The organism is Martinezella paranaensis (assembly GCF_014200235.1).
Taxonomy (GTDB): domain Bacteria; phylum Pseudomonadota; class Alphaproteobacteria; order Rhizobiales; family Rhizobiaceae; genus Rhizobium; species Rhizobium paranaense.
In genome coordinates, this window is record NZ_JACHBI010000007.1 from 318986 (window position 1) to 331321 (window position 12336).

General features: G+C 62.2%; 7 protein-coding genes. 5 read left to right on the plus strand and 2 right to left on the minus strand.

The genetic code is table 11. The features are described from left to right. Positions 1 to 36: 36 nt before the first annotated feature. Together GGD50_RS19215 and GGD50_RS19220 are read left to right on the plus strand one after the other, a co-directional pair. On the plus strand, positions 37 to 987 hold the full coding sequence (locus GGD50_RS19215) for an aldo/keto reductase (protein WP_107106695.1): 951 nt from the start codon (positions 37 to 39) through the stop codon (positions 985 to 987). Between the two features lie 19 nt (positions 988 to 1006). Further along, entirely contained in the window at positions 1007 to 1450 is a 444-nt protein-coding gene (locus tag GGD50_RS19220; RefSeq protein WP_107106694.1) for a GNAT family N-acetyltransferase, read from the plus strand. Positions 1451 to 1500: 50 nt separating this feature from the next. Here GGD50_RS19220 and GGD50_RS19225 read toward each other — a convergent pair whose 3' ends face one another. Together GGD50_RS19225 and GGD50_RS19230 are read right to left on the minus strand one after the other, a co-directional pair. After that, entirely contained in the window at positions 1501 to 2118 is a 618-nt protein-coding gene (locus GGD50_RS19225) for a hypothetical protein (protein ID WP_107106693.1), read from the minus strand. A gap of 94 nt (positions 2119 to 2212) precedes the next feature. After that, on the minus strand, positions 2213 to 3106 hold the full coding sequence (locus tag GGD50_RS19230) for a LysR family transcriptional regulator (protein ID WP_107106692.1): 894 nt from the start codon (positions 3104 to 3106) through the stop codon (positions 2213 to 2215). A 136-nt stretch (positions 3107 to 3242) separates the two neighbouring features. Between GGD50_RS19230 and GGD50_RS19235 the strand changes: the two genes are divergently transcribed. The 3 genes from GGD50_RS19235 to pbpC all read left to right on the plus strand — a co-directional run bounded on the left by GGD50_RS19235 (position 3243) and on the right by pbpC (position 12293). Beyond that, positions 3243 to 4238, plus strand: coding sequence for an aldo/keto reductase (locus tag GGD50_RS19235; RefSeq protein ID WP_107106691.1), 996 nt, complete (start codon positions 3243 to 3245; stop codon positions 4236 to 4238). 447 nt (positions 4239 to 4685) lie between these two features. Continuing rightward, entirely contained in the window at positions 4686 to 10196 is a 5511-nt protein-coding gene (locus GGD50_RS19240; protein ID WP_107106690.1) for an alpha-2-macroglobulin family protein, read from the plus strand. A gap of 9 nt (positions 10197 to 10205) precedes the next feature. Next, on the plus strand, positions 10206 to 12293 hold the full coding sequence (gene pbpC / locus GGD50_RS19245; RefSeq protein ID WP_107106689.1) for a penicillin-binding protein 1C: 2088 nt from the start codon (positions 10206 to 10208) through the stop codon (positions 12291 to 12293). Positions 12294 to 12336: the final 43 nt, after the last annotated feature.

The following is a 12336-nucleotide window of genomic DNA, read 5'->3' on the forward strand; positions in this document are numbered from 1 at the left end:
ATGCCGGTTTTTGCTCAGATAATTTGGAGAGCCACCATGGAAATGCGCAAGCTTGGACGAACCGATCTTTTCACCGCGCCGATCGTCTTCGGCGGCAATGTCTTCGGCTGGACGGCCGATGAGAAGACTTCCTACGCTCTGCTCGACGCCTTCTTCGGTGCCGGCTTCAACACGATCGATACAGCCGACGTCTATTCAAGCTGGGTTCCCGGCAACAAGGGCGGCGATTCCGAGGAAATCATCGGCAAGTGGCTGAAGCGGGGCCGCATCGCCCGCGACAAGGCCATCATCATCACCAAGGTCGGTTCGGAAATGGGTCCCGGCAAGAAGGGGCTGAAGGCGAATTACATCCTGCGGGCGGTCGAGGATTCGCTGAAGCGGCTGCAGACCGACTATATCGATCTCTATCTCTCGCACTGGCCGGACCCGGAAACGCCGCATGAGGAGACGCTCAGCGCCTATGCCAAGCTGAAAGAACAGGGCAAGATCCGCCATGCCGGCTGCTCCAACCTCAATGCGGAGCAGTTGCAAGCCTCGTTCGACGCCGCCGCCAAGGCCGGCCTGCCGCGTTACGACGTGCTGCAGCCGGAATATAATCTCTATGCGCGCGAAAGCTTTGAAGGCCCGCTTGCCGATCTCTGCGTGAAAGAGGAGATCGGCGTCATCACCTATTTCAGCCTCGCGGCCGGCTTCCTCACCGGCAAATACCGCAGCAAGGCCGATACCGAAGGCCGGGCGCGCGAAAACCGCGTCGCGTCTTACCTCAACGACAAGGGCTTCCGCGTTCTCGCCGCGCTCGATACAGTTGCCGCGGAAACCAAGTCGACGCCAGCCGATGTCGCACTTGCCTGGCTGCTGCGCAAACGCGGCGTCACAGCGCCGATCGCCAGCGCCACCAGCCTCAGCCAGCTCGACGCGCTGATCAATTCGGCGAAGCTTTCGCTTTCCGACGAAGCCATGAGCCTGCTCGACAAAGCCGGCGCATAAAACAGACGGGAATGAACCGATGACCGTGGTGATCCGCGATGCCAAGCCCGAAGACGAAATCCGCTGGCGCGAGCTCTGGGCCGACTATCTCGCCTTCTACCGTGTCGGCATCGCGCCTGATATCACCGACAAGACATGGCGCCGGGTCTTCGATCCGGCGTCCGCCATCTTCATGCGCATCGCCGAAGTCGATGGGGAGGTCAAGGGTTTCACGCTCTGCCTGACCCATGAAGGCACCTGGGTGCGTACGCCGGATTGCTATCTGGAAGATCTGTTCGTCGATCAAAGTACGCGCGGTCGTGGCGTCGGCCGGGCGCTGATGGACGATCTCGTCGCTCTCTGCAAAAAGAACGCCTGGGCGCGGCTCTATTGGCATACGGAAGAGAGCAACGCCACGGCCCGTAAGCTCTATGACAGCTACGTCGAGAGCGACGGGCACATTCGTTACCGCATCAGCTTTTAAGGCATGATCTCGAAAAGTGTGACGCGATTTTTGGATAAGATCATGCCCAGTCAAATAACTGGCTTCGGAAGCCCTTCGTAGAGGGCCGAATGATCGCCCTGCCAATTTGCCATGCCGCGCTTGGTCAGCATGCCGCGAGGCTGGGCAAAGCTCTGGATCGTCCGTTGCGGCCGCTCGTGCCATTGGATGTTGACGGCCCATAATTTCGGGAAGAAGCAGAGCGAGGCGTAGGGCAAGTGATCGTGGATCCACCAGGCAAGCTTCCGCCAATCGCCCTCTTCGCGACAATTATCGATCAGCCATGGCACGACGATGCAGACTGCCGCGCCCATGCAGCCATCGAGATCGCGCATATCCCAGATATGATGCGCGGCGGTGTGGGCATTCGTCGAGCAATTCAAGCCGTTCCTGTTGCCGAAGGCATTAACGGCAGGCGCGCGGTAGCCTGAGCGGATATGCAGCCGGCCGAAGGTCGCCTCCAGCGGTTCCAGCAACTCCTCGCAAAGCCGGCTGCCGGATTCGATCGCTAGCTCCGGGTCGTCGGGGATATTCGGAATGCGATAGAAATCGGCGATTTCCGAATGCAGGAAATCGCGGAAGAAGAAGTTCTTCGATAGCCTGACGCGGCCGAGCTCCTCCAGCCCCTTCATCGATCCCGGCTTCTTCATCGTCTCGTCCCTGTTCGTGCGGCTGGTGCTGACATTCTATCTCACACCACGAATCCGAATTCCGTCAGCAGCGGCAGACGGCCTCACTGCTCTCCTATGGCCCGGTATATTTGAAGAAATCGATGAAAGCCCTGAGTGCCGGGCGCATCTGACGACGACTGGAATAATAGATGCAGAAGCCAGGATAGGGTGCACACCAGTCCTCCAGCACGCGGATGAGCTTGCCCTCATCCAGTTCCTGTTGCACGCGGATATCGAACAGATAGGCGAGGCCGGCGCCATTGACTGCCGCCAGAACCGCGAGCCGATCCTCAATCACAATCAAGGGGCCATCGACGGCTACGATCAGCTCACGGCCGTCCTTCTCGAATTCCCAGCGATAGAGAGAGCCATCGGTAAATCGTCGCTTGATGCAGCGGTGATGGACGAGATCGCGCGGATGCAAAGGCTTCGGATTCTTCTCGAAATAGGCCGGAGAGCCGGCGATGACGGTGCGGATATCCGGCGAGACCTTCACCGCGATCATATCCCCCTCGATGCTCTCCTCCAGCCGAATGCCGGCGTCGAAGCCTTCCTTGACGATATCGCTGAAGCCGTCTTCGTTGGCGATCTCCAGCGTGATGTCGGGATAGGTATTCAGGAAATCGCCAAGCCGCGGGGCAAGCAGCAGGTCGGTCGCAAAACGCGGCGCGGTGATGCGAAGGTTGCCGGCCGGACGCCCACGGGCGGCAAGCGTGTCCTCCAATGCAATATCGATCTCCTCTAGTGCCGGCGCCAGACGCTCCAACAGCAGCTTGCCCTCCTCGGTCGGCGCCACGCTTCGGGTGGTGCGGGCAAGCAGCCGCACGCCAAGGCTTTCCTCCAGGCTCGAGACCGCATGGCTCACTGCGGAAGGTGCGATCGACAATTCCTTGCCAGCGGCACGGAAGCTTCGATGGGCGGCAACGGCGGCAAAGACCGCCAATTGGGAGAGCTGAGTTCTGTTCATTGATCTAATCAATAGAACAGCCCATTTGAGTTTGCATGCATTTTCATTCGTTATCGGCAGACATAATTTCTCTCTCGTCACGCGACCGACGAGAATGGTCGTCGCGGACCAGAATTAAGCTCAAAAGGATACGACTATGAAAACCCGTAAACTTGGCAAGGAACTTTCCGTCTCCGCTGTCGGCCTCGGCTGCATGGGCATGAGCTTCGCCTATGGCGCAACCGACGACAACGAATCCATCAAAACGCTGCATCGGGCCGTCGATCTCGGCGTCACCTTTTTCGATACCGCCGAAACATACGGACCCTTCACCAACGAGGTTCTGGTCGGCCGTGCGCTGAAGCCCGTCCGCGATCGCGTCGTCATCGCGACGAAGTTCGGCTTCAAGCTCGATCCGGAAAAATCCGGCCCGGCGGCGATGATCGGCGTCGACAGCCGGCCGGAGCATGTGAAAGAAGTGGCGGAAGCCTCGCTGAAGCGTCTCGGCACTGATGTTATCGACCTCTTCTACCAGCATCGCGTCGATCCGAACGTTCCGATCGAGGATACCGTCGGTGCCATGGCCGAGCTGGTGAAGGAGGGCAAGGTGCGTGCGCTCGGGCTTTCGGAAGCCGGTGCCGCCACCATCCGCCGCGCCCATGCCGTGCATCCGATTGCCGCCGTGCAGAGCGAGTACTCGCTGTGGAGCCGCGATCCGGAGGAAGAGGTGCTTGCCGCCTGCCGTGAACTCGGCATCGGCTTCGTGCCCTATAGCCCGCTCGGCCGTGGCTTCCTGACCGGTGCGATCCGCAATGTGAGCGATCTCGCAGCCGACGATTTCCGCCGCGCCGTGCCGCGTTTCCAGGGTGAGAACTTCGATGCCAACGCAGCCCTCGTCGCCAAGCTCGAAGCCCTCGCCAAGGACAAGAACGTCACGGCGGCGCAGCTCGCACTTGCCTGGGTGCTGCACCAGGGCGACGACATCGTACCGATCCCCGGCGCCCGCAAGCTGCACCATCTGGAGCAGAATGCCGCCGCTGCCGACATCACGCTCTCGGCTGGCGAACTTCAGGAATTGAGCAACGTCATCCCGCTCGATCTGGTGGCCGGCAAGCGCTATTCGGATACCTCGCTGGCAATGACGAACCTGTAGGAGCGTCAGCCACTCTCGCGCAACATCGACACCGGCGCCCGCCGGTGTCGATGAACACGTAACACATCTATTCGATGACAAACTGAACGCGATCCCCAGCAACCATCGTCATAAGGATGAAACAGACGCTCTGTAAAGCTCCGTACTGCGAAACTAGGCATCGCCCTTTTCTAAAATAAGCTTTTGATTTTGCTTCGCTTGTCCGTACAGAATGACATCTTCGGCACTTGCAGTCCGCTGTGAACCGGATGATTGGGTATTCCTATCGGACGCTCTGTCAAAAGCATTGAAAAGCGTAGACCAAAGTCGCAATTTTTGATCGAAGACATCGCACCAAACAGATCGGTATAGTCGAAATCGCGCGTTTGCATCTCGACGCTCGGTTGACAAATTAGCCCGAAGTTTGAAGAGTGCGGCCAATCGAAACGGGCAGCGTTGGGGGGACTTATGTCTAAGCGCGCGTTTATCGGACTTTCCGCTTTTCTTCTCGCCACCTTCGCCGCTTTGACGCCCGCGAGCGCCGCCGATGCCAAACGGCAAGTGGTCACTACGCCGGACGGCGATTACTTCGGCTTCGATCTGCGCACCGAGCAGAATGTCACGCTGGATCAATGCTCGACGTCCTGCGTCGGCGACAAGTCCTGCAAGGCCTTCACCTATAATCCCAAGGTGAAATGGTGCTTCCTGAAGTCCGATTTCAACCAGCTCAACAGCTTCCCCGGCGCTGTTGCCGGCAAGATCGTCGAAACCGCAGCAGTCAGCGAGCCGGATATCGGCGCCGCACCCGCTCTCCCCTTCCTTTCCGACAATTTCGTACAGAGCGCACGCGATGCGAAGAGCAGGCTCACGCTCGGCAATGAGTTGAAGGGACAAGGCGTCGAAAGCCTGACGGCGCTCGGCCGCATCGAGCTGACCTCCGGCAACGTCAACAACGCATTGAACGCCTTCCAGGGTGCGCTGTCGCTTGCGCCTGACAATGGCGCGCTCTGGGTCGAGATGGCGCGGGCCGCCAACACGATCACGAACGACACGACGGTCGCCACCCAGGCGGCCTATGCCGCCCTCAACGGCTATCAGCTTTCCCGCACGACGCGGAGCCGCGCCGACGCGCTCGCCGTGCTCGCGACCTCGCTGCAGAACGCGCAGAATTATCGCCAGGCGCTCAGCGCCTATAAGGCAAGCCTTGCTCTGGCCGGCTCGCCGACGATCCAGGCCGCCTATGAGGATCTGAGAGCACGCCAGGGCTTCCGTGTCACCGGCAACACGCTGGACAACGACAACGCCTCGCCCCGCGCCTGCCTGCAATTCTCGGAAAAACTGGTGAAGAGCGGCGTCGACTATACGCCCTTCGTGACCGTCAATGGCGCCGCCCCGAAGGGTGTCGATGCCAAGGACAACCAGATCTGCGTCGAAGGTCTCGAATTCGGCCAGCACTACAAGATTTCGTTGCGCCGCGGCCTGCCTTCCTCCGTCGATGAGGACCTTGCCGCACAGGTGGACATCGAAGTCTACGTCAAGGATCGCACCGCCTCGATCCGCTTCACCGGCGACAATTTCGTGCTGCCGTCGACGGCGCGTCGCGGCATTCCCCTGGTTTCGGTCAACACCACCACGGCCAACCTGAAGCTCTACCGCATCGGCGACCGCAATATCGCGCAATTGCTCAGCAATTCGCAGTTTTTGACGCAGATGGACAGCTATAGCGCACAGACCATTCAGGACACCAGCGGCGAACTGGTCTGGCAAGGCTCGATTGATATCCAGCAGGATCTCAACAAGGATGTCGTCACCAGCTTCCCGGTCGACGAGGCGTTGCCGAAGCGCAAGCCTGGCGTCTATGTCCTGACCGCCGTCGCACCGAACTCCGGCCGGGAATGGGATCCGCAGGCGACGCAATGGTTCGTCGTCTCCGATATCGGCGTCACGACCTATGCCGGCACGGATGGCTTGAACGTCTTCACCCGCTCGCTCGGCAGTGCCAAGCCGATCGCCGGCGTCGAGCTGCAACTGCTCGCCAAGAACAATGAAATCCTCGGTACTGCGAAGACCGATGCGAATGGCCGCGCCACCTTCAGTGCCGGCCTGATGCGCGGCACTGCGGGCATGACGCCGGCTGTCATTACGGCGCAGAACGGCGATCAGGATTACGTCTTCCTCGACATGACCCGCGCCGGCTTCGATCTCTCCGACCGCGGCGTTACCGGCCGCACGGCACCGGGTGCGATCGATCTGCTTACCTGGACCGAACGCGGCATCTACCGCGCCGGCGAAACGGTGCATGCCTCGGCCCTTGCCCGCGACGTCAGCTCCATGGCGGTCGAGAACCTGCCGCTCACCTTCGTCTTCCTGCGCCCCGACGGCGTTGAGGATCGCCGCATCGTTACCGATGGCGGCAAGCTCGGCGGCTACAATGTCGACCTGCCGCTACAGCAGACCTCGATGCGCGGCACCTGGACGATGAACATCTATACCGACCCGAAGGGCGCCTCCATTGGCTCGCAGACCTTCCTCGTCGACGATTTCGTGCCGGATCGCATCGAATTCGACATGAAGAGCGACGCCAAGGCGATCGAAGTCGGCCAGCCGACGCCGGTCAATATCGAAGGGCGCTATCTCTACGGCGCGCCGGCGGCGGGCCTTAGCCTCGAAGGCGAAGTGACGCTGAAGCCGACGCGCGAGAGCGACGATTATAAGGGCTACGAATTCGGCCTCGCCGACGAGGCCGCCGGGCAGGACGCCAGCGATAGCGATAGCGACAGCAGCAGCAGCGACAACAAGGCCGAGAGCTCGCAAGTGCCGCTCGAAGACCTGCAGGCGCTGGACGAGGACGGCAAGACGACCTTCGACGTTACCATCGCCGATACGCCCTCGACCACGCAGCTCCTCAACGCCAACATCACCGTCCGCATGCAGGAGGCCGGTGGCCGCGCCGTCGAGCGCTCGCTGACGCTGCCGGTCAAGGCGGACGGGCCGCGGATCGGCATCAAGCCGGAATTTGACGGCAATCTCGGCGAAAATTCGATCGGCAATTTCCACGTCATCGCCGTCAACCAGAACGGCCAGAAGCAGGCCATGCAGGGCCTGACCTGGAAGCTGCTCGCCGTCGAGCGCGACTACCAATGGTATCGTGACGGCAGTAGCTGGAAATACGAGCCTATCGCCTCGACCAAGCAAGTCGCCACTGGCACGATCAATACCACGACGGATGGTGCGGAAATCTCGGTTCCGGTCACCTGGGGCCGCTACCGGCTGGAGGTGGAGACCGCCGATACGAATGGTCCGCAATCCAGCGTCGAATTCGACGCCGGCTGGTACGTCGCCTCCACCTCGACGCAAACGCCGGATGCGCTGGAGATCGCGCTCGACAAGGATAGCTACCATGTCGGCGATACGGCCAAGCTGAAGGTAACGTCCCGCTATGCCGGCCAGTTGATGGTGACGGCCGGCTCCGAAACGCTGATCTCGGTGACCAATGCCGACGTCGGCGCCACCGGCGGCGAAGTCGACATTCCCGTCACCGCCGATTGGGGCGCAGGCACCTATGTGACCGCCACCCTCTTCCGCCCCGGCGATGCGCAGGAAAGCCGCATGCCGATGCGCGCGATCGGCATCAAATGGGCGACCGTCGATCCCGGCGAACGCAAGCTGCAGGTTAAGCTCGATGCGCCGCAGAAGACCCTGCCGCGCCAGCCGCTGAATATCGGCGTGCAGGTGGCGGGCGCAGGCGCCAACGAAGATGCCTATGTGACGATCGCCGCCGTCGACGTCGGCATTCTCAACCTGACGCGCTACCAACCGCCGGCTCCGGACGAATGGTATTACGGCCAGCGCCAGCTCGGCCTCGAAATCCGCGACCTCTACGGCCGCCTCATCGACGGTTCGCTCGGCGCCACCGGGCGGCTGCGCACCGGCGGCGATGGCGGACAGGCGGCCCTACAGGCCAGCCCGCCGACGGAAAAGCTGATCGCCTTCTTCTCTGGTCCGATCAAGCTCGATGCCAACGGCAAGGCCAATGTCAGCTTCGACATTCCGCAGTTCAACGGCACGGCGCGCCTGATGGCGGTTGCCTGGTCAAAGGCCGGGATCGGCCATGCCACGCAGGATGTGATCATCCGCGATCCGGTGGTGGTCACGGCCAGCCTGCCGAAATTCCTCGCTCCCGGGGATAAGGCCAATCTCCGGCTCGATATCGCCAATACCGACGCGCCTGCCGGCGACTACAAGCTGACGGTGGCTGGCAATTCAGCCGTGACCGTCGATGCCAGCGCCGCGCAGCAGACGATCAATCTGAAACAAGGCGGCAAATACGACATCACGCTGCCTCTGACCGGTGGACAACCGGGTGCCGGCGCAGTTGCGATCAACCTGTCCAATGCTTCGGGAATGTCGCTCGACCAGTCGGTCGACATTCCGGTCCGGCCGGCGCAATTGCCGGTGACCGAACGGCGGCTGATCACGCTCGCATCCGGCAAGAGCCTGACGGTCAATGCTGACCTGCTGGCCGACAGCGTGCTGCCGGGCGCTTCCGTTAGCGTCAATGTTAGCCGCTCCAGCGCCTTCGACGTACCGGCTTTGCTGATGAGCCTCAGCCATTATCCCTATGGCTGCGCCGAGCAGACGGCCAGCAGCTCGCTGCCGCTGCTCTATTTCAGCGAGATGGCGATCAAGAACGGTCTCGCCGACGACACTGAAATCCATAAGCGCATTCAGGACGCGATCTATCGCGAAATGTCCTATCAGTCGTCGACCGGCAGCTTCGGCCTCTGGGCTCCGGGTTCCGGCGATCTCTGGCTCGACGCCTATGTCACCGACTTCCTGACCCGTGCTCGCGAGCAGAAATACACGGTGCCGGATCAGGCCATGGTACAGGCGTTGGAGAACCTGCAGAATTCGCTGAGCATCAACACCAACGTCAAGGACCAGGGCAACGAGATCGCCTATGCGCTCTACGTTCTCGCCCGCAACAAGAAAGCATCGATCAGCGATCTTCGCTACTACGCCGACACCATGCTGAACGACTTCCCGACGCCACTCTCCAAGGCGCATCTGGCGGCGGCTCTGGCGCTTTATGGCGATGCGCAGCGCTCGCGCAATATCTTCGTCGATGCGCTGCAGATGTCGCAACAGGCGGCGGTTACGAAGGTCAGCTTCGCCCGTTCCGACTACGGTTCGTCATTGCGAGATGGTGCGGCCGTACTGGCACTTGCTGCCGAAAGCCGCCCGGTGCCGCCGATCATTCCGGAACTGGCAACCGTCGTCGCCAAGGAATGGCAGACAAAGACCTATACCAGCACCCAGGAACAGACCTGGATGCTGCTTGCCGCACGCGCCCTGCAGAATGGCGATGATGGCCTGACACTCGATGTCAACGGTGCTGCCCATAGCGGCGCTTACATGGCCCAGATGACCGGTGACGCCCTGATGGGTCATCCGCTGACCGTCACCAACACCACCCGCCAGCCGCTGTCAGCCTCCGTGACCACCGTCGCGGCGCCGGTGACGCCGCTGCCGGCCGGCGGCAACGGCTTCAACATTGAGCGCAAATATTACACGCTCGACGGCGAAGAAGCGAATGTCACCCAGGCGCAGCAGAACGAACGCTATGTGGTCGTGCTGCATATCACGGAAACCAACGACTGGCCGTCGCGCGTTCTCGTCACCGACCTCTTGCCGGCCGGCTTCGAGATCGACAATCCGAGCATCGTCAACAGCGCGCAGCTTTCGAACTTCGACTGGCTGAGCGATGTGCAGCCGGCTCATGTCGAGTTCCGCAACGATCGCTTCGTCGCCGCCTTCGACCAATCGTCCGACCGCGATCTGAGCTTCGCCTATGTCGTGCGCGCTGTTACCCCCGGCACTTACGACCATCCGGCCGCGAGCGTCGAGGACATGTACCGGCCGCAATTCTCGGCCCGCACGGCGATGGGTCGCATGGAGGTGCTGGCAGCACAGCAGTAAGAGCAGGCAATGAAGACGCGGTGGAAAATTGCGATCGGTGTCGGGGTGAGCGCCCTCTCGGTGGTGGCGCTTGCCTTTGGCCTTGCGGCTGCCGATCACGCCTTTCCGCCACCGCTCGACAAGGCCGGCATCGTTTCGCCTGAAGTGCTGGACGCCAATGGCGAGCTGCTCCGCGCCTTCGCCACGCCGGAGGGACGCTGGCGGCTGAAAACCGATGTTGCCGATGTCGATCCGCAATTCCTGCGCATGCTGGTCGCCTATGAAGACCGACGCTTCTACGATCACCACGGCGTCGACCCGGTGGCGCTCGGCCGCGCCTTTCTGCAGCTCGTCAGCCATGGCCGCATCGTCTCCGGCGGCTCGACGCTGTCCATGCAGGTGGCGCGGCTGATCGAGCCGCGCAGCGAACGGTCGGTGACGGCGAAGCTGCTGCAGATCGTCCGCGCCGTCCAGATCGAGCGACGGCTCAGCAAGGAGCAGATTCTCGATCTTTATCTGACGCATGCGCCCTATGGCGGCAATCTGGAGGGTGTACGAGCCGCAAGCCTCGCCTATTTCGGCAAGGAGCCGCGGCATCTGACGGTCGCGCAGGCAGCCTTGCTCGTCGCCCTGCCGCAATTGCCGGAAAAGCGCCGGCCCGACCGCAATCTCGCGAGCGCCGAGGCGGCCCGCCGTCGTGTGCTCGACCGCGCCGCTGTGTCGGCTGCCGTCGGCGATGGCGAGGCGGAGCGGGCAGCGCTCGTTCCCGTCCCGGCCAAGCGGCGGCAATTGCCAGCCTACGCTGCGCATCTGGCAGAAGCCGCGTTGCGCAAGGAACCCGGGATCGTCCAGCACCACACGACGCTGCGCCGGGATATTCAGCAGGGCCTGGAAGCCGTTGCCGATGAAGCGTCGAAGCGGCTGGGACCGAAGGTCTCGGTCGCCATGGTGATGGCGGATGCGCATACCGGCGAGATCGTCGGCGAAGTCGGCTCGGCCAATTATTTCGATTCCAGCCGCTCGGGCTGGATCGACATGACGCGCGTCCTGCGCTCGCCCGGCTCGACGCTGAAGCCCTTCATCTACGGCCTTGCCTTCGAAGAGGGATATGTCGCCCAGGAAACCATTATCGAAGACCGCCCTGCCGATTTCTATGGCTATCGTCCGCACAATTTCGACATGACCTACCAGGGCGATGTCAGCGTGCGCGAGGCGCTGCAACTGTCACTCAATGTGCCGGCCGTGCGCCTGCTCGATGCCGTCGGGCCGACGCGGCTGCTCGTGCGCTTCCGTCGCGCCGAAGTGAAGCCAGTGCTGCCGCCCAACGAGGCGCCGGGTCTTGCCATCGGCCTTGGCGGCGTCGGTATCACGCTCAAGGATCTGGTGCAGCTCTATGCCGGGCTCGCCAATCGCGGCAAGCCGATGCGGATCGGCGACGGCATCCAGGATAAGCCGGGACCTATCGAAGGCGAGCCGCTGATGGAACCGGTGGCAGCCTGGAACATCACCGATATTCTCTCCGACATCATCGCGCCGGCCGGCAGCAAGCAGCTCGGCATCGCCTATAAGACCGGCACCAGCTACGGCAACCGCGATGCCTGGTCCGTCGGCTATGACGGCGCGCATGTACTCGGCGTCTGGGTCGGTCGGCCGGACAACGGCGCAGTGCCGGGACTAGCGGGCTATGTCTCGGCCGCGCCCATTCTGTTTGAAGGATTTGCCAAATCCGGCGTCGCCATCGCGCCGTTTCCGCCGCCTCCCATGGGCGCGGTGCGCATTTCCGCCACCGAACTGCCAATCAGCCAGCGACGTTTTTCAGTCACCGCCGCCGGTCTGCTGTCGGCCTCGACCCGCGAACCGGCGCCGCAGATCGTCTATCCGCCGGAGGGCGCGCGCATCGACCTTGGCGCAAACAGTGGCGCCAACCCGCTGATGCCGCTGGCGCTGAAGCTGCAGGGCGGCCGCGCGCCGTTCCGTTGGCTCGCCAATGGCAAGCCGCTGCCCGACCTTTCCCGCCGCCGCACCAACCAATGGATTCCGGATGGCGCCGGCTATTCGACGCTGACCGTCATCGATGCCGCCGGCCGGGCCGCCAGCGTGCGGGTTTTCGTGGAATAGGACCCGATAAAATCATTGCGATACTGGGCGTTTTTGCCTGTCT

What these genes read in the sequence shown, in the direction of transcription:
- GGD50_RS19230 (WP_107106692.1), bottom strand. Translation starts at nt 3,106, where the DNA reads ATGAACAGAACTCAGCTCTCCCAATTGGCGGTCTTTGCCGCCGTTGCC.
- GGD50_RS19225 (WP_107106693.1), bottom strand. Translation starts at nt 2,118, where the DNA reads ATGAAGAAGCCGGGATCGATGAAGGGGCTGGAGGAGCTCGGCCGCGTC.
- GGD50_RS19235 (WP_107106691.1), top strand. Translation starts at nt 3,243, where the DNA reads ATGAAAACCCGTAAACTTGGCAAGGAACTTTCCGTCTCCGCTGTCGGC.
- GGD50_RS19240 (WP_107106690.1), top strand. Translation starts at nt 4,686, where the DNA reads ATGTCTAAGCGCGCGTTTATCGGACTTTCCGCTTTTCTTCTCGCCACC.
- GGD50_RS19220 (WP_107106694.1), top strand. Translation starts at nt 1,007, where the DNA reads ATGACCGTGGTGATCCGCGATGCCAAGCCCGAAGACGAAATCCGCTGG.
- GGD50_RS19215 (WP_107106695.1), top strand. Translation starts at nt 37, where the DNA reads ATGGAAATGCGCAAGCTTGGACGAACCGATCTTTTCACCGCGCCGATC.
- pbpC (WP_107106689.1), top strand. Translation starts at nt 10,206, where the DNA reads ATGAAGACGCGGTGGAAAATTGCGATCGGTGTCGGGGTGAGCGCCCTC.